The sequence below is a fragment of the Alcaligenes pakistanensis genome (assembly GCF_014652815.1).
GTDB lineage: Bacteria > Pseudomonadota > Gammaproteobacteria > Burkholderiales > Burkholderiaceae_B > Alcaligenes > Alcaligenes pakistanensis.
Genome location: NZ_BMZN01000004.1, coordinates 505,745 through 523,568 on the forward strand (window position 1 = coordinate 505,745; position 17,824 = coordinate 523,568).

At 56.1% G+C, this 17,824-nt stretch carries 17 protein-coding genes; 8 read left to right on the forward strand and 9 right to left on the reverse strand.

Annotated features, from left to right (window positions below; genetic code table 11):
• Window positions 1-169: 169 nt before the first annotated feature.
• Both flhC and flhD read right to left on the reverse strand, forming a co-directional pair.
• Complete coding sequence (flhC, locus tag IE156_RS15190) at window positions 170-820, reverse strand: flagellar transcriptional regulator FlhC (protein ID WP_189393424.1); 651 nt, start codon at window positions 818-820, stop codon at window positions 170-172.
• Window positions 821-850: 30 nt separating this feature from the next.
• Window positions 851-1,177: a flagellar transcriptional regulator FlhD gene (gene flhD, locus IE156_RS15195; RefSeq protein ID WP_189393426.1), complete on the reverse strand. Its 327-nt coding sequence runs from the start codon at window positions 1,175-1,177 to the stop codon at window positions 851-853.
• Between the two features lie 436 nt (window positions 1,178-1,613).
• On the opposite strand from flhD, the gene IE156_RS15200 reads away from it, so the two are divergent.
• A complete protein-coding gene (locus IE156_RS15200; RefSeq protein ID WP_189393428.1) occupies window positions 1,614-2,111 on the forward strand; it encodes a C40 family peptidase in 498 nt (165 codons plus the stop codon).
• Between the two features lie 106 nt (window positions 2,112-2,217).
• On the opposite strand, the gene IE156_RS15205 is transcribed toward IE156_RS15200, so the two are convergent.
• Complete coding sequence (locus IE156_RS15205; protein ID WP_189393430.1) at window positions 2,218-3,816, reverse strand: glycerol-3-phosphate dehydrogenase/oxidase; 1,599 nt, start codon at window positions 3,814-3,816, stop codon at window positions 2,218-2,220.
• 198 nt (window positions 3,817-4,014) lie between these two features.
• Between IE156_RS15205 and glpK the strand changes: the two genes are divergently transcribed.
• The 4 genes from glpK (at window position 4,015) to IE156_RS15225 (ending at window position 9,216) form a co-directional block, all read left to right on the forward strand.
• Entirely contained in the window at window positions 4,015-5,508 is a 1,494-nt protein-coding gene (gene glpK / locus IE156_RS15210) for a glycerol kinase GlpK (protein ID WP_189393431.1), read from the forward strand.
• A gap of 27 nt (window positions 5,509-5,535) precedes the next feature.
• Window positions 5,536-5,988, forward strand: a complete 453-nt coding sequence (locus IE156_RS15215; protein WP_189393433.1) for a TM2 domain-containing protein — start codon at window positions 5,536-5,538, stop codon at window positions 5,986-5,988.
• 407 nt (window positions 5,989-6,395) lie between these two features.
• Window positions 6,396-8,117, forward strand: a complete 1,722-nt coding sequence (locus tag IE156_RS15220) for an arylsulfatase (RefSeq protein WP_189393435.1) — start codon at window positions 6,396-6,398, stop codon at window positions 8,115-8,117.
• Window positions 8,104-9,216 carry a formylglycine-generating enzyme family protein gene (locus IE156_RS15225; RefSeq protein WP_189393437.1) on the forward strand — a complete coding sequence of 371 codons (1,113 nt, stop codon included), beginning with the start codon at window positions 8,104-8,106 and terminating at the stop codon, window positions 9,214-9,216. Before IE156_RS15220 ends, IE156_RS15225 begins: the two co-directional genes overlap by 14 nt.
• An 87-nt stretch (window positions 9,217-9,303) precedes the next feature.
• Here the strand turns inward: IE156_RS15225 and IE156_RS15230 are convergent, their stop codons facing one another.
• Window positions 9,304-11,007, reverse strand: a complete 1,704-nt coding sequence (locus tag IE156_RS15230) for a SulP family inorganic anion transporter (protein WP_189393438.1) — start codon at window positions 11,005-11,007, stop codon at window positions 9,304-9,306.
• Window positions 11,008-11,193: 186 nt separating this feature from the next.
• Window positions 11,194-13,518: a heavy metal translocating P-type ATPase gene (locus tag IE156_RS15235; protein WP_229841389.1), complete on the reverse strand. Its 2,325-nt coding sequence runs from the start codon at window positions 13,516-13,518 to the stop codon at window positions 11,194-11,196.
• Window positions 13,519-13,596: 78 nt separating this feature from the next.
• Here IE156_RS15235 and cadR point away from each other — a divergent pair, with 78 nt between their 5' ends.
• On the forward strand, window positions 13,597-14,028 hold the full coding sequence (cadR, locus tag IE156_RS15240; RefSeq protein ID WP_189393440.1) for a Cd(II)/Pb(II)-responsive transcriptional regulator: 432 nt from the start codon (window positions 13,597-13,599) through the stop codon (window positions 14,026-14,028).
• Between the two features lie 18 nt (window positions 14,029-14,046).
• Here cadR and IE156_RS15245 read toward each other — a convergent pair whose 3' ends face one another.
• The 3 genes from IE156_RS15245 to IE156_RS15255 are packed head-to-tail and all read right to left on the reverse strand — an operon-like array spanning window position 14,047 to window position 15,212.
• Entirely contained in the window at window positions 14,047-14,457 is a 411-nt protein-coding gene (locus IE156_RS15245; RefSeq protein ID WP_189393442.1) for a DUF6691 family protein, read from the reverse strand.
• A gap of 10 nt (window positions 14,458-14,467) precedes the next feature.
• On the reverse strand, window positions 14,468-14,899 hold the full coding sequence (locus IE156_RS15250; RefSeq protein ID WP_189393444.1) for a YeeE/YedE family protein: 432 nt from the start codon (window positions 14,897-14,899) through the stop codon (window positions 14,468-14,470).
• The gene (locus IE156_RS15255; RefSeq protein WP_189393446.1) at window positions 14,886-15,212 is read right to left on the reverse strand and encodes an ArsR/SmtB family transcription factor; all 327 of its coding nucleotides are present in this window, start codon (window positions 15,210-15,212) and stop codon (window positions 14,886-14,888) included. Before IE156_RS15255 ends, IE156_RS15250 begins: the two co-directional genes overlap by 14 nt.
• A gap of 74 nt (window positions 15,213-15,286) precedes the next feature.
• Between IE156_RS15255 and IE156_RS15260 the strand changes: the two genes are divergently transcribed.
• Window positions 15,287-16,153: an MBL fold metallo-hydrolase gene (locus IE156_RS15260; RefSeq protein ID WP_189393449.1), complete on the forward strand. Its 867-nt coding sequence runs from the start codon at window positions 15,287-15,289 to the stop codon at window positions 16,151-16,153.
• Window positions 16,154-16,268: 115 nt separating this feature from the next.
• Window positions 16,269-16,649, forward strand: coding sequence for a SirB2 family protein (locus tag IE156_RS15265; protein WP_189393451.1), 381 nt, complete (start codon window positions 16,269-16,271; stop codon window positions 16,647-16,649).
• 78 nt (window positions 16,650-16,727) lie between these two features.
• Here the strand turns inward: IE156_RS15265 and IE156_RS15270 are convergent, their stop codons facing one another.
• Window positions 16,728-17,783 (reverse strand): YeiH family protein, encoded by a 1,056-nt coding sequence (locus IE156_RS15270; protein WP_189393453.1) that lies wholly within the window; start codon window positions 17,781-17,783, stop codon window positions 16,728-16,730.
• Window positions 17,784-17,824: the final 41 nt, after the last annotated feature.

The window sequence follows — 17,824 nt, forward strand, 5'->3', positions numbered from 1 at the left end:
CGCTGCTAATGATGGCGGCAAGCAACCGGGCTAAAACGACGCGTTAATGGCCTTTTTCCAGCCTAGATCGACGCTTCCAGTTGCCTTGACACGTTCAGATTCTTATCAGATCGACATCAAAAACCAGCATCTATCCGGCTTTGCTGCACACTGACGATACAAGTACGACTTAAACGGGCACGTCTACAGAAGTGCTGACGTGCCCGCCAGCCCTGGCTTGAGGCTCCTTGGCCGGCTCTGATTTTCGACTTTTGCTGGCAGGAGATTTAGGAGTGCTGCGAGCTTTGCTGGCGCGTGTCTTGCCTGCCCGAGGTGGCGGGCGGCAAATGGCACAAATAAAGCCTGCTTCCGGGTCGTGCGCATGGGCCACAAAGCCCCCTTTGCAACGCTCGCACTGAGACAACTGCAATAGGCCGCTATCGAAAAAGCGCAGCAGCATCCAGGCACGGGTAAAGCTCAGCACGGGTTCCTCGTCCGGCCCCACCTCCAGGCGGCCTGCCGACGATTGCTCCAGGTACAGACGGTAGGCCTCGACCAGGGCACGGCTTTTGTCGCACGGCGTATGCGCGGCCATAAACTGGTAAATGCTGTAGAACAGGCTGGAATGGATATTGGGCAGCCAGGTCATGAACCAATCAACGGAAAAAGGCAGCATGCCCTTGGGCGGCGAACAACCTTTCACCTCGCGGTACAAACGGGCCAGCCGGTCGTAACTCAGTGATGTTTCTGCTTGCAGGACCTGCAAGCGCGCCCCCAGCTCAATCATGTCGGAAGCAAGCCCAATTTCCTGGGCTTCTTTGGCGACGCTTTTTATAGCCATAGTTCTTGGTGGAATGAAATGGGTGTCGGTTTAGCCGACTTGTTCTGCTGTCGCGCGTTGGGACAGAAGAATGGTGGAGTGAGCCTGCTGCAATACCCCTCCCAGCACATTCTGCGTCAAGGTGGTAAGCAGGTCGTAGTCATTGAAGCGAAAGCCGCAGATCAACGAGCTGGAGCTGGCCAGCTTGACCAATTGGGCGGGCGACAGACGCAATAAGGTCTCAGCCACATCGGTATCGAAGCCCAAACGGAACATACCTGCCGCAAAATTTTCCCGCAGCAGGCGCTGCGCGAGTAACAAGTACGACAAATTGACTTCCTGAATATCATTCAGCAGCGAATTTTCCGATACGGGCATGTCAGCCATCCTTGTAAAACTGTTAATCAGCGAGTTTCTTGTAACAAAACACATTTAAAATAGTCAAAGTTACATAAATATGTATCATGCCTTGCAATGTATTGCCTGAATATATTTTTTACATTATCAACGCTTATGACACAGTATGTCTATAAATGCTCTAAAAACATGAAAAACGTCTGATACATGCAATAAATGCATCAAGACACAGCAGAATATTATCAGATGCTCACTTAATGTTGTAGATATAAACTAGATGTAACATGACAAAGATCAACACGACTGTGCCAAGAATATGTTTTGTTGCATCTATTAAGCCTGATTTAATGCATATCTAGCAGCCTCAACACTCAGGCTCTGCCTAAAAAGAGGTCAAATATCGGATATTCTTCTGCTTGTTGGCTTCTTCTACCCCCCATCCGTTTTGTAACAGCCCATGGTTCCTGCTGCTTTTACGCAACGTCTGTTTGCCCTGTGCCTAAGCGTGCTTCTGGCCGCGTGTGCGCACACGCCCTCCTTTGCGCCGACGGCAGGCAAAGCAATCACGGTAGACGATCAACGCCGTTCAGCCGTCGTCCTGTCTGCCCTGACCTTGCTGGACACCCCCTATCGCTACGGCGGGCGCGAGCCCTCCACCGGCTTTGATTGCAGCGGCTTGGTGCACTATGTTTTCAGCCAGGAGTACCGCTCCCCTATTCCACGCCGAACGAGCGATCAGGCCAGCGCGGCCCGCCGTGTCAGCCGTGCGCAGCTACGCCCCGGCGACCTGGTGTTTTTCAATACACTGGGTGCGCCCAACTCGCATGTGGGTATTTATATAGGCAAGCAGCAATTCATCAATGCGCCCTCCAGCGGCGGGCGGGTACGCATTGATTCTCTGGATAATCCCTATTTCGCTGAACGCTTTGAAACGGCTCGAACTTTCTTTGATTAATTGATTGTCGAGCCGGCAAAGGGATTAATTCAAACAAGGCCCCGACTTCATACCCCAAAAAACTGAGCATAGCGCCATGCTTAAGGGTTCAGGGGGCTTTATCTATTTACACAGTGGGAACCGTGGCGTATTGCTCGGCCAATTCAAGAAAGGCTTCCAACTCGGGTGAGCGGCCAGTTTCTTCTTGCATGATGGCCGCCACAGCAGGTGCCACCGATTGCGCCAGACGCGCATCCAGAAACAAGAGGCGTGAACGACGCGCCAACATATCCTCTACCGTACGCGCATATTCAAAACGGCAGGCAAAGCGCACCATGGCGGCACTTAAGCCAGGGGCCAGTTCCTGATCCGATCCCGGCAAAGTTTGCACCCAGTCAGCCTCACTACCATAGGCATCCAGGCCTGCTGTGCGCCCTAAAGAGCGCCGATCACCCACATAAGAGGCCCCCACGAGACGCTGATCCTGAGTGCGACAGGCTGGCAGCGGCCCTAATAGACCAGACTGCTGACAGCGCTCCAACACATCCTCGGCCATGGCGCGATAGGTTGTCCATTTGCCGCCAGTGACGGTCAGCAAGCCGTTCGCACTAACTGTAATGCTGTGTTCCCGACTGATGGATTGTGTCTGTCCTGCCGCCGACTCAGCTGCCGGACGCACCAAGGGACGCAAGCCTACCCAGATACTGCGCACATCCTGCACACCCGGTGCTTTTTGCAGATAATTGGCAGATTCTTTCAAAATGAAATCCACTTCTTGCGCCAAAGGGCGTGGCTCCAAAGGAATATCATCTCTAGGCGTATCAGTCGTACCCAAGATCAGTTTGCCCAACCACGGCACGGCAAAGAGCACGCGGCCGTCCTTGGTACGCGGCACCAGCAAAGCATGTTCACCGGGTAAAAACTCCTGATCCACCACCAAATGCACACCTTGGCTGGGTGACACCATAGGCCGCAGCTCACGCCCCGCCTCCTGGGCATCCAGTTGACGCACCTGATCCACCCACACGCCCGTAGCATTGACCACACAGCGGGTATTGATCTGGTAGCTCTGGCCGCTTTCCTTGTCTTCGCAACGCACCCCGGACACTTTCCCATCACTGTGCAGCACTTCCACCACGTGACAGTAATTGACCAGCAAAGCGCCATTCAAGGCGGCGGTACGAGCCAGGGCCAGGGCCAGACGGGCATCGTCAAACTGGCCATCCCAATACTTGACGCCGCCTTTCAGGCCACTTTGTCGCGCACCGGGTAAAAGCTGTCGAATTTTGGAGGCACTTAAAAATTGGGTATGACCCAGTCCTTCACGCCCGGCCAGGCCGTCATATGCCATCAAGCCCACCCCATAGAATGGGGTTTCCCAACACTTGTAACTGGGCATCACAAAAGGCAGACGTTGTGCCAAATGCGGCGCATTGTTAAGCAAATGCATGCGCTCACGCAAGGCCTCACGTACTAGGCTGACATTGCCCTGGGCCAAGTACCGCACGCCACCATGCACCAGCTTGGTCGCCCGCGAGGACGTGCCTTTGGCAAAGTCCCAGGCTTCCAGAACTACCACGCTCAGCCCGCGCAGGGCGGCATCCACGGCAACACCCAGGCCGCTTGCCCCACCACCCACCACGACCATATCCACGTGCGTGGTGCGCGCCAAGGCGCCCAACATCTGGGCTCTATCGGTCAATAAGGGGGAACTTAATGTAGTCATAAGATAAAGAATCGGACCTGAAATTAGCAGACACCCGGAAAACACAGGCTTGCTCGGGATTTACCCTGATTTTAGCCCCTGGACTTTTACCGTCCAGTGAAACTTGTTTGCTTGCGTATCAACGCCCCTGCGCGGCCACACATCGCCCCTATAGAGCCGGTACACTGTGACCTGCTTTGATCTTATTGCCTCATTCGCATGACATTCATACTTGCTCTTGATCAGGGAACTTCCAGCTCGCGCAGCCTTATTGTGGCAGCAGACGGCCGCATTCTGGCGCAGGCGCAGCAGGAAACCAAGCAATACTATCCGCGCACGGACTGGGTGGAGCACGATCCCCAGGAAATTCTGGACACCCAATTCCAGACCGCCCGACAAGCGATCGAACAGGCCGGTCTGCGCCCTCAGGACATCCATGCCATTGGTATTACCAATCAGCGTGAAACCACGGTGCTATGGGATAGGCGCAGCGGGCAAGCCTTACATAAGGCCATCGTCTGGCAGGACCGGCGTGCCGAGGACTTCTGCGCCCAGTTACGCGAGCAGGGCCACGAAGCCTCCATCACGGCCAAAACCGGTCTGCCTATTGATGCCTACTTTTCGGCTTCCAAATTGCGCTGGTTGCTGGACACCATCCCCGGTGCCCGCGAACGGGCACAGCGCGGCGAACTGGCCTTTGGCACCATAGACAGCTGGCTGATCTGGCATTTAAGCGGTGGCCAAGTCCATGCCACGGATGTCAGCAATGCCTCGCGCACCCTGCTCTACAACATTCACACCCAGCAATGGGATGAAGAACTGCTGGATTTGTTCACGATTCCCGCCAGCGTCCTACCCAAAGTGCAAGGCTCCGCGTCTGAGTTCGCCCGGTGTAGTCCCGATATTCTGGGCAGTGCCATTCCGATTTGCGGTGTGGCCGGCGACCAACAGAGCGCCCTGTTCGGCCAGGCCTGCACCACACCCGGCATGGCCAAGAACACCTACGGTACCGGCTGCTTCTTGCTGATGCATTGTGGCTCGCACATTCCCCAGTCCCATAACGGACTGATCGCTACCTGCGCCGCCCACCATGATGACACCCCCGCCTACGCGCTGGAGGGCAGCGTTTTCATTGGTGGTGCGGTCGTTCAATGGCTGCGCGATGGGTTGGGCGCCCTGGAACACAGCGCTCAGGTAGAGGCCTTGGCCCGCAGCGTGCCCGATGCCCAAGGCGTGCGACTGGTACCGGCCTTTACCGGCTTGGGCGCTCCCTACTGGGACGCGCAGGCTCGCGGCACCATTACCGGCCTGACACGCGCCTCCACCATGGCCCATATTGCACGCGCTGCCCTGGACAGCATTGCCTATCAAAGCGCAGCCGTACTGCAAGCCATGAACCGCGATGTACAAGCCAACGGCGGGCCCGCCCTGCAAGAGCTGCGCGTCGACGGCGGTGCCTGCGCCAATAATCTTCTGATGCAATTTCAGGCTGATTTGCTGGGCCTGCCCGTCGTGCGTCCCGTTACTATTGAAACCACCGCTTTAGGAGCGGCGTATCTGGCTGGACTAGGTAGTGGCCTGTATGCCGGGCTGCCTGAAATTGCAGCGCTATGGCAATGCGACCGCACTTTTGAACCCGCCATGTCGCGCGATGAAGCACAAAGCCTGATGCTTAGTTGGGAACAGGCTGTGCGTCAGGCACGCACTTATTGAACTTGCTGTTTTTTTGACGGACACACCATGCTGCAAAAAATCATTCTGGGCATTGCCATCTTTTTAATCGTGATGTTGGGCCTGACCTTTGGCGAGGCCATCTTCACCTACCTTTCCTCGTATCTAGGATTTCTATTCCATGACTTCATCTCGCTGATGAAAGACATTCAGGGATACCTGATGGTCCATTGGGGCAAAGCACTGATTGCACTGCTGATCACCGTCCCACTGGTCATCTGGATTTCCAAGAACAAGAAAGATGAAATGTCCAAGCCCAACAGCCATCGCAAGATTGCCATTGTGCTGGCGATCTTCCTGGGCTGGCTAGGCGTACACCGCTTTTATCTGGGCCAGATCGGCATGGGTTTGCTGTTCCTGGTGCTGTTTGCCATCTGGGCACCACTGGCCTACTTCCTGGCCCTGATCGACGCCTTGCGTTACGCCTTTATGGGCGATGACGACTTCAAGCTGGTACGCTGATCCACCCTCCGGCACAGGCCCCCATAACAAGTAAAAACGGGGCCTGACGCTGGGCAAGCAGAAACCTTTGCTGGGTCACCCAAACCCATGGTTTACATGGTGGACCGAGCCCCCGCCACTGCGCAATCCACACACTTTCAGGCCCCATCAGGGAAAACCACAGCCCGGCTTTCCGGCGCACTTAGTTCCTTGATTTCCAATACTTATATTAGCCCCCATACCTTTTAAGTATTCAAGTAAACCTTTTTAGTCTTGGAAAGAGCAAAGCGGCTTCGGGTTCAATTCAGGAAGCAGCCCCATGGCGCTCGCTTCCACGGTTTTATGTGATTGCACATCTCTGACTTGCATCAGAGTCCCGGCAGAAGACGAGTGTCACTACAAACAAAAAAATAGTGAGACACAAGAAAATGCGACCTTCTACCCATAGCTATTTGCTACGTAGCCTGCTCGGCTTAACTCTGGCTGCCTGCACGCTAAGCAGCCACGCCGCCACAGACACAAAACGCCCCAATATTTTGCTGATCGTGGCCGATGATCTGGGTTACTCCGACATTGGTGCCTTCGGCAGTGAAATCTCCACCCCTAATCTGGATGCTTTAGTGAAAGACGGGGTGGCACTGACCGACTTTTACGCCTCGCCCTTCTGCTCCCCAACCCGTGCCATGTTGATGTCCGGGGCCGACAACCACCAGGTTGGCTTTGGCGGCATGGCCGAACTGATGACACCCCAGCAGCGCAGCCTGCCCGGTTATGAAGGCTTTCTAAGCGATCGCGCCCTGCCCTTTCCCCTTGTCCTGCAAGATAATGGCTACCGCACTTATATGGCCGGAAAATGGCATTTGGGCGTGAAGGAAGAAGTAGCGCCGCCCAATCGCGGTTTTGACCAGTCTTATGCCTTGATGCATGGCGGTGCCAGCCATTTCGACCAAAGCGGCATCATCACCTTTGATGCCAATAAAGCTCCAGTCGCCCTGTACCGTGAAAACGGCAAGGAAGTGCAACTGCCCAAAGACTTCTACTCCAGCGAGTTCTTTGCCTCACGCCTGATGTCGTATATCGATGCAGACACCCGCAAGGATCAGCCGTTCTTTGCCTACCTGGCGTTTACCGCCCCCCACTGGCCCCTGCATGCCCCCGACGAATACATCCGCAAATATGAAGGCCGCTACGACGTAGGCTATGACGTGCTGCGTGAGGAGCGTCTGGCCCGCATGAAGCAACTGGGACTAGTGCCCAAAGATATGCAGGGCTATGTCGGTAATCCCGCCTGGCCACGCTGGAAAGAGCTCAACCCCGAGCAGCAGCGAGTCGAGAGCAAGCGCATGACTATTTACGCCGCGATGGTGGACGCCATGGATGCGCAGATTGGCCGCGTCATCGAGCATCTGAAAAAAACCGGTCAATATGACAATACCGTGGTGATTTTCCTGTCTGACAACGGGGCCGATGGCAACACGGTGCTGGATGAAGGCGAAACCCGCGCCTGGGCCCACAAGCATCGCGACAATAGCTACGAAAACACGGGCCGACCCGGCTCCTTTGTTGAGTACGGCCCAGGCTGGGCACAAGTCGGCTCCACTCCCTTCAACCTGTACAAGGCCTTTATGTATGAAGGCGGTATTTCGGTGCCCAGCATCATGCGTGTACCCGGTGGCAAGCGCCAGGGCGAGTTTGTTCGTGCCCCCGCCCACGTCACTGATATTGCACCCACCATTTTGGCTTTGGCCCAAGTCGAGCAACCCCAAGGCGAGTACCGTGGCCGTGACGTCATTCCCATGCAAGGTAATTCCATGGTGGATCTGTTGACAGGTCGCAGCGAGCAAGTCCATGAAACCTTCCGCCAAGGCTGGGAGTTGAATGGTCGCCGCGCCATGCGCCTGGGCGACTGGAAAATTGTCTACGCCAATGCGCCGTGGGGGAAAGATCGCTGGGAACTGTTCAATGTGGCCCAAGACCGCTCCGAGCAGACGGATCTGTCGGACAAACACCCCGAAAAGCTCAAGGAGCTGATTGCCGAGTACGAGCAATATGCCAAGCGCAACGGCGTGGAAGATTTTGAGGGTCTGGCTTCACGTCCTGGTTACAGCAATAGCCTGAACTACTACAAGGATCTTGATGAAGTCCTTTAAGCTCTCCCGAGCCAAGGTGCTGCTGACGGTATGCGGGCTGCTGACAGCCGCCCCGCTGCCTGCCGCAGCACAGGGCACCGACGCACTCCCAAGCCCCGCTCACGACTGTCAGGCCTATAGCGGTATCCCGGCTGGATTTAGCCCGGCCAGCAAGAAGGCGGCCAATCGAGCCGGTTTGATCGCCATTCCGGGGGGACGCTTTCTAATGGGTTCCGACGAGGGCTATCCAGAAGAAAAACCAGTACACGCCGTGGAGGTTCAAGCATTTCAGATTGACCAACACGAAGTCACCAACGCCCAGTTCGCCCAGTTTGTGGCGGCAACCGGCTACTTAACCCAGGCCGAACGGGTGCCGCAATTTCCGCCCCATGTTCAGGTCCCCGAGCAATACCGTCTACCCGGTTCGGCCGTCTTTACCCCACCCGCCGCGCAACATGATCACGATCCGCATGAAGGGCACAGCCAGCACGCCTCAACCCCACCCAGCAGCTACAACTGGTGGGTATGGGTTCCCGGTGCAAACTGGCGTCACCCTGGCGGGCCAGACACAACTCTGAATGGACGGGATAACCACCCGGTCGTCCATATTGCCTATGAAGATGCACGCGCCTATGCCCATTGGCTGGGCCGTGACTTAGCGACAGAAGAGCAATGGGAGTTTGCGGCTCGCGGTGGTCTGGAAGCCGCTAGCTACCCGTGGGGCAATACCCCCGAGCTACGCGGTCGCTTAATGGCCAATACCTGGCAAGGCAACTTCCCCACCAAGAACCTGGTCCGCGACGGCTACGAGGGCACGGCTCCGGTGGGCTGCTTCCCGGCCAACAACTATGGTTTGTGGGATGCGGTCGGCAATGTCTGGGAGTGGACGCGTAGTGAGTGGCGACCTAATCATGAATCCTTAACATCCAAACGCCTTATAGAGGCGGCGACTGATGCCAAGGGGAATCCGGCCACGGGCGTCATCAAAGGCGGCTCTTTTTTGTGCGCAGCCAACTTCTGCGTACGTTACCGCCCTGCCTCACGCCAGCCACAAGAAACCACCGTGTCTACTCAGCACGTAGGATTCCGAACGGTGCTTAATACCACCGAGGCCCCTTAAGCAGAACCCAAAAAACATCCCCTCGCTTTTGACGAGGGGATGATTCAAACCCAGCGTTTGGTAGCGATAAGCCGTGGGAGAACCTGCTTAAATAACCGCTTTCGCTGCAGGCTGGGCAAGATCTTTCATCGCCTCGCTTGCCCGGTAATCCAGCGTTTCACCCACACTGTCCCAAGCTGTCTGCAAACTATCAAAGACCCGTTGCGCATAGATATGCTTGGACAAACCCATACGAATCAGTTTACGAGTAACTTTCTCATTGGCTTCGCATAGTGCCACCATCACATTGCGCTGCTCCAGCTCCACCAACACGGTTTCCAGCGCCTGCATGGCCGTGGCATCCACAAAAGGCACGTAATTCAAGCGCAGAACAATCGCTTTGACTGGCTCTGTCACGCTCAACAAAGAGCGATTCACCGCCTCCACGCTAGCAAAGAAATAAGGCCCTTCCAACGTCAGTACCGAAATGTCCTGACGCAGCTCCTGGCTAAAGGACAAATCCAATGCCCGTTGCAGGCGGCGTCCTTCCAAGGCCCGCACCTGCACCCCATCCGAGGTGCGCTTGAGCACATAGAGCATGGCCAGAATCACACCAATATTGACGGCCACCACCAGATCGGCAAACACCGTCAAGGCAAAGGTTACCCACAAAATAAACAGATCAACCACGGGCATGCGACGCTGCAAACGAATGACCAGCCCCGCCTGACTCATATTCCAGGCCACCATGAACAAGATAGCCGCCAATACGGTTAAGGGGATATAGGCCGCCAACGGGGCCAAAAGCAGCAAAACCAGTACCAGAAAAATCACATGCACCACACCGGCAATGGGGCTGTTACCCCCATTACGGATATTGGTAGCCGTACGGGCAATTGCCCCAGTCGCGGCAATCCCGCCAAACAAGGGGGACAGTACGTTGGCAATCCCTTGGCCCACCAGCTCCTGATTGGAATCGTGGCGAGAGCCCGTCATGGAGTCTGCCACGACGGCCGAGAGCAAGGACTCAATCGCCCCCAGCATGGCAATGGCGAAGGCTGGGCCTATTAGTTCCACCACGCGGGTCAGGGTGATTTCCGGCCATTGAAAAGAAGGCAAACCGCTGGGCAAGGCGCCAAAGCTGGAACCAATCGTGGCAACCGACTCGAAGCGGAAAATGGCTTGGATCAGCGTAATGATCACCAAGGCGACCAAGGGGCCCGGGAGACGGGCCAGGGCCGGAATCTTGGGAACAATGATCAGAATGGCCAGAGACAATGCGCCCAGCAACGTGGTGGCCCAGTCTAGGGAAGGCAGGTTATGCAGCAAGAACCAGAGCTTTTCATGAAAGTGCTGGCCTTCAACAACGGGCAGCCCAAAAAAATCCCGCCACTGGCCCACCCAGATAATCACGCCAATCCCAGCGGTAAAACCCACGATGACCGGATCTGGAATAAAACGGATGACCGCCCCCAGGCGCAAGAGGCCCAAGAGCAGCAAGATAAACCCAGCCATCAAGGTAGCGATTTGCAGCCCAGCCACACCGTGCTGCGCCACTACCGAGGCCAAGATCACAATAAAAGCGCCCGTCGGCCCGGCAATCTGAACCCGACTACCCCCAAATAGGGAGACGGCCAGACCAGCAATAATGGCAGTGTACAAACCCTGCTCAGGCTTGACCCCGGAAGCAATGGCAAAAGCCATTGCCAGTGGCAAAGCCACCACCCCCACCACTAAACCAGCCAACAGATTATTAAGCCAATGCTTTCGCCCCAGGAGTCCGGCGCGACCCGCTTCCAGCAGTGCAATCATTGCGCGTCCTTGTCATGCCCGGCCTGCTCAAAACCCATGAGCAACAAACCGGACTTCAAGTCAAATGAAGCCTTCATGATACTACTGCGTGTCCCCCCAACTTCACGATAGTGATGGGCTACTTTGATGAAGCATAAAAAAACTCCGCCTCAAAGAGGCGGAGCATTCATGCCAAGCGAGCATCTATCAGGGGTTACGACTTCGCAATAAACGCAGGCTGTTCAGCACCACCAGCAAGCTGGCACCCACATCGGCAAATACAGCCATCCACATAGTGGCTTGCCCGGTCAGGGCCATGACCAGAAACACGGCCTTGATACCCAATGCCAGACTGATGTTCTGCCACAGCACAGCGTGCAAAGCACGCGACTGACGCATCAGCACAGCGATTTTGCCCAGATCATCGTCCATCAAGGCGACGTCGGCCGTCTCAATGGCAATATCCGAACCCAAGGCTCCCATGGCAATCCCCACATCGGCGCGCGCCAGAGCAGGAGCATCGTTAATGCCATCGCCCACCATGGCAACCAGACCATTACCCAGTTTTTCCTCGATACGGTCGAGCTTGTCCTGAGGCAGCAAGCCGCCCCGGTAGTCCTTGATGCCGGCCTGCTGAGCCACATGACGCACTGCCTGTTCGTGGTCACCCGACAAAATCTCCACTTGCACACCCTGCTCTTGCAAATGACGGATCGCCTGTGTAGTCGTAGGGCGCAAGGTGTCCATCATGGCGAACCAGGCTAGCAAGCCTTGTTCATTACCCAAGTACACCATGGTGGCCCCGCTCTCGACGGCCTGTTGCTCGGCCTGACTGGACTCGGCCTGATTCTGGCCCAATACCCAGCTACGTTTACCCAGGCGCAACAACCCGTCTCGACCCTGCGCTTGCACACCATTGCCGGCCAAGGCTTCAAACTGGTCCAAACGCACCAGACCGGAAGCCACTCGACCACGGGCAATCGCTTGCGAGGCGGGGTGATCAGAACGCTCGGCCAAGGCAAGCGCCATGTCCAGCACTTCCTCTTTGCTCAAGTCGCCCCGCAAACTACCGTATTCGTTCAAAGAAGGCTGGCCCAAGGTTAATGTGCCGGTTTTATCAACCGCCAGATAACGCAGCTGACGAGCACGCTCCAGATACACACCGCCTTTAATCAGGATGCCGGAGCGGGCGGCACTGGCCAAGGCACTGACCACGGCAACCGGAGTCGAAATAACCAGGGCGCAAGGGCAAGCAATGACTAGCAGCACCAAAGCACGGTAAACAGAATCGGACCAGCTCACACCCCAGATCAACGGCAAGGCTACCGCCATCAGGACGGCTACAACGACGACCAAGGGGGTGTAAATGCGGGAGAACTGATCCACAAAACGCTGAATGGGCGCTTTATTGGCCTGAGCTTCCTGCACAGAACGGGTAATCCGGGCCAGCAAGGTTTCATCGTGACCGGCCAGAACCTGGTAGACCAACTCACCCATGCCGTTGATGGTGCCGGCAAATACTTCGTCACCGGGGGCTTTGTCTACCGGCGCACTTTCACCTGTGATGGGCGCCTGATTAACCGTGCTCAAACCTTGCAACACCTTGCCGTCCAGACCAAATCGCTCGCCCGGTGCTACCCGTACTTGCCAACCGGCCTGTACCTGACTGGCGGGCAGACGCTGCCAATCTGTGCCATCGGCACTGACCAGCACTTCATCCGGTACCAGTTTCAAGAGACTATCGACCGCATTACGGGCGCGATCCAAAGAACGGGCCTCGATCCATTCAGCTAGACTGAACAGGGACATCACCATGGCCGCCTCAGGCCACTGCTGCAGAATCACCGCGCCCGTTACCGCAATACTCATCAGCGCATTGATGTTGAGCTGACCATTGCGCAGTGCAATCCAGCCCTTCTTATAGACCTGTACGCCGCCCGACAAGATAGCGGCGACAGCCAATGCAATGACCAGCCACTCAGGGGCCGCCAACCAGTGGCTGACTTCAGCCCCCAAGGCCAGTACCACCGCACCGGCAATACGCAATACGCCCTGTTTGGCCGACACCGGCTTAACGGGCTCTTCGTCTGCCATGCGCGGCTCAAAACCCAGGCCACGCAAGGCGCTCAAAACCTTATCGCGAGCCCCCTCGTTGTGATCGACGGTCAGCACACGCTGCATCAAATCAAAGCCCAGGCTCTGTACCTGATCCAAGCGTTTCAGGCCGGAACGAATCATGTTTTCTTCGGCCGGGCAGTCCATATCGGCAATGCGCACCACCAAACGAGTCGATGTGCTGGTTGCCAAGTTGACGCTAGGCGCGAAAGCCGGAGCCACGCAGCAAGCCGAGCTTTCGGCATGCTGGTGGCTATGATCGTGGCCCTGGCGGTGATCATGGTCGTGGCTATGGTCATGGCTATGTGGCTCGCCCGCCACATGGTCATGCTCGTGGGCGTGCTCATGCACCTCAGTCTTGGCAGTATCTTGCCCCATGTCTGGGCCGTCCTTGGAAGGGTTTCTAGCTAATGTCATAGCGGTTCCTTGCTTCTTGCATGAGATCAGTAGAAAGCCTAAAGTAACTACAAGGTCAAGCCTTATGGAGGCACTGCAATGAAAATTGGTGAATTGGCGGAAAAAAGCTACTGCAACACAGAGACGATCCGCTATTACGAGAAGGTTGGCTTGCTGCCCGAGCCTGAACGCAGCGAGGGCAACTACCGCCTGTACCGCAGCATCCACCTAGAACGGCTACGTTTTATCCGTAACTGCCGCAGCCTGGACATGACCCACGAAGAAATCCGCGGCTTGCTGGCTTTTATGGACGGCCCAGCGCAAGACTGTGCCCCGGTCAACGATTTGCTGGATGAACATATTGAGCACGTGGCCGTACGAATTGCCGAGTTGCAGCATCTGCAAAAACAACTGACGGAATTGCGACACCGCTGCGGCCAGGCCGGAGGGCTGGAGCACTGCGGTATTTTGCAAGGTTTGGTGAATATGGAACCGGATCAAGTTCCGCCTCCCAGCACCCACTTGGGCTAAGGTTTGGGTGCGTGGTTCTTAGCGACGCACCCTTCCGGCTAGCCACATTCCAATGAGCATCGCGGCCAGAAACAACAGGGCCAAAGGCGCCCCCGAAGCGGCCAAGACAATCGCAGGCCCGGGACAAAAGCCCGCTACTCCCCAACCTGCGCCAAAAATCAAAGCACCGATCACCAAAGGGCGATCTATTTGACGCTGCTTGGGTAGATTCATGGGCTGCCCGGTCACATAGGCACACGGACGACGACGCGCCAAACTGAACGGCACAATGGCTACGGCAATGGCAGCAGCCATCACCAAGGCCAAGGACGGGTCCCACGCACCGGCAAGATCCAGAAACGCCAGCACCTTGCTGGGGTTAGCCAAACCCGAAATCAACAAACCCAGGCCAAAAATCAAGCCAGAGACTAAAGCGATGACATATTGCATGGTGGGCTCCTTAAAGCAGATGGCGCAAAACAAACACGGTCAGAAAACCGCTGGCCATAAACATCAGCGTCGCCACCAGAGAACGAGGCGACAAACGCGACAAACCGCATACGCCGTGCCCACTGGTACAACCTGAGCCCAAACGGGTTCCAAAGCCCACCAGCAAGCCCGCCACCACGACCCATACCCAGGGCTGGGACTGCACCACCGGTACGGTTTCCCCCGCCAGTCGGTAAACCCAAGGTGCTGCCGCTAAACCCAGCAAGGCCATCCAACGCCAGGCTTTATCCCCTGCCGCGCCACTCCAGGTGCCCGACAAAAGCCCTGAGATACCAAATACACGACCATTGAAGAGCACCAGTATTGAGGCCGCCAAACCAATCAAGGCGCCCCCAAGCAAAGCGCTCCACGGGGTAAAGGAATTCCAGTCAATTGCGATCATCAGTGCCTCCGGGGGCGCAAAAGATGCCGTATAAAGTTTGCATAACCGCCAGCACGGCTGGATGCTCCAGACGGTAATACACGTATTTGCCCTCTTTGCGGCTGGCAATCAGCCCTTCACGACGCAGCACGGTCAATTGCTGGGATAAAGTAGGCTGAGCGATACCGCTGCGCTGCGCCAACTCCCCCACATTGCATTCACCCTGCACCAAGGTGCAAAGAATCATCAGGCGGTCGGGATTGGCCAAGCTGCCCAGCAGGCTGCTGGCTTGTCCAGCCACCTGCCGCAAAGCGTCCAGTTCAATTCGATTCATATCGCTCTACAAAAATACAATATATATTATTATATAATATCTTTTCATACTTTATAAGCAACAAGAGGTCTGACATGCTCCAACCCCAGGTCGCCAGCTTCTTTCATCCGGACACTGCCACGTTCTCCTACGTGGTCTACACCGCTGGCCAGAGCGAGTGCGCCATCATCGACTCGGTACTGGACTATGACGCAGCGGCGGGCCGCAGCAGCACAGCCAGCGCCCAAGAGATTGTGGATTTTGTACGTCAGCATCAGCTGCAAGTGCAATGGATACTGGAAACCCACGCCCATGCTGACCACCTGTCTGCCGCGGTCTGGCTGCAAGAGCAAGTCGGCGGAAAAATCGCCATTGGCGAACACATCAAGCAAGTACAGTCCACCTTCAGCCGTATTTTCAATATAGAGGCCGAAATTCGAGCCGATGGAACGCCGTTTGATGCCCTGTTCAAAGATCAGGAGTATTTCCAAGTTGGTGCCATCCAGGTGCAAGCCTTGCATGTACCCGGCCATACCCCGGCAGACATGGCCTATCAGGTCGAAAATCTAGGCGTATTCGTGGGCGATACCTTATTCCTGCCCGACGTAGGCACGGCACGCTGCGATTTTCCAGGTGGCAGCGCCAGCCAACTCTATGAATCCATTCAGCGCCTGCTGGCCTTGCCCGCTGATACCGTCTTGTTCATGTGTCATGACTACCCGCCTGAAGGACGGGAGCCCAACTATCACAGCACCGTCCAAGAGCAAAAAGACGGCAATATTCATGTGCGGGACGGGATCACCCAGGCACAGTTTTGCCAGCGCCGCACAGAACGAGATAAGACCTTGGGCATGCCCCGCCTGATCTTGCCCTCCATCCAGGTGAATATCCGGGCGGGCCACTTCCCTGCCCCCGAGAGCAATGGGCAGGTCTATTTGAAATTACCGGTCAATCAGCTTTAAACACGTTTTTTGCGTCTGATGACGTCCCCGGTCAGGCGCAGGACAAACTTTTAAGGCCCAGCCTGCGTATACTGCCTTTTTCTGCCCCCCTGAACTTCAGAAGGAAACAACAGGCATGACTTACATGGCCCTCAAACATCTGCACATGACAGCCGCCGGGCTGAGCATTTTGTTTTTTATTATTCGGGCCTTTTGGTCAGTTACCGGATCAGCCTGTTTGCAGAGTCGCTTTGTGCGCATTGCACCGCATGTCATCGACACGATTTTGCTGGTCTGTGGTTTGGCCCTGGCCGGGATGTTGGGCGCAGCGGCCAATCAACCCTGGTTGTTGACCAAAATTGTGCTGCTGGTGGTCTATATCGTGGTGGGCAGCTTTGCCATCAAACGCGGTAAAACTCCTTTCAGCCGAGGCGTAGCAGCCCTGATCGCCATTGCCATCTTTGCCTATATCGTGGGCGTTGCCTTGAACCGCAGCCCGGCTTCCTGGTTCGTCTAAACAAGTAGCTCGCTCACAAAAAAGCCCCTGGCAATGGAAGTTCTCTTCCACTGCCAGGGGCTTTTTGATAGACCCGTCTTACCAGACGCCTATCCAGCGCTGCACCAACAAGCTGCTGACCGCTACCGCTATCCAGACTCCCAAGCCCAACAAGGCGGGCCGTGCTCCGGCTCGAGCCATGACTCGCAAATCCGAGCACAAACCAATCGCAGCCAGAGCCAGAACCATCAGGAACTCGGCCATGAAGCGCAGCGGCTCCAGCCATTCCATAGGCACCCAACCCAGCGAACGCAAGCCCGACGCCACCATGAACCAGACGATAAACCAGGGAAACACGCGCATCAGATCAAAATCCCGCCCTGCCTGACGCGAGCGCCACATTTCCAGACCAGCCAGAATCAAGCAAATAGGAATAATCAAAGTGGCACGGGTCAGTTTGACGATAGTGGCGTGATCCCCTGCCTGACGGCTGTAGCTGTAACCCGCGGCTACGACCGACGAAGTATCGTTAATTGCCGTCCCTGCCCAGACCCCAAAGCCTGCATCCGACATGTTCATCATGTGGCCGGCCAGCGGAAAAATCAGTACTGCCACAATATTGAAGATAAAAATCGTGGAAATCGCCAGTGCGGTTTCATGCTCTTCCGGTTTCAAAATGGGCGTCACCGCCGCAATGGCCGAGCCCCCACAAATCGCGGTCCCCACACCAATCAAGGTACGCAGCTTGGAAGGAATCCCCAGAACCCGGCCCAGCACCATCGCGGTAACAAAAGCAACCGTCAGCGTCACCAGAGTGACAGCCAGCGAATCCATGCCGGTGCGCATCACTTGCGGCAGGCTCAAGCCAAAACCCAGGCCGATAATCGACCACTGCAACAATACTTTGGACGAGAAACGCAAGCCAGGCTGAAACACCGCAGCCACTCCCATGCTGTTGCGTATCACCATACCCAGCACAATGGCGAACACCGGGCCGCCAATCAAGGGCCAAAGTTTGCCCAGACCCATTGCCACGACACCCACAGCCACCGACAATAAAAAGCCCCACCAGCGCGATGGCTTCAGCGAGAAACCGGACTTACCCTGCGCCTTCAGGGATGTGCTTGCTGCCGACAAATCGGTCACACTGCTCATCTCGTTTTTCCAGATATTTAATAAGTAAAAGTAATTTTAGA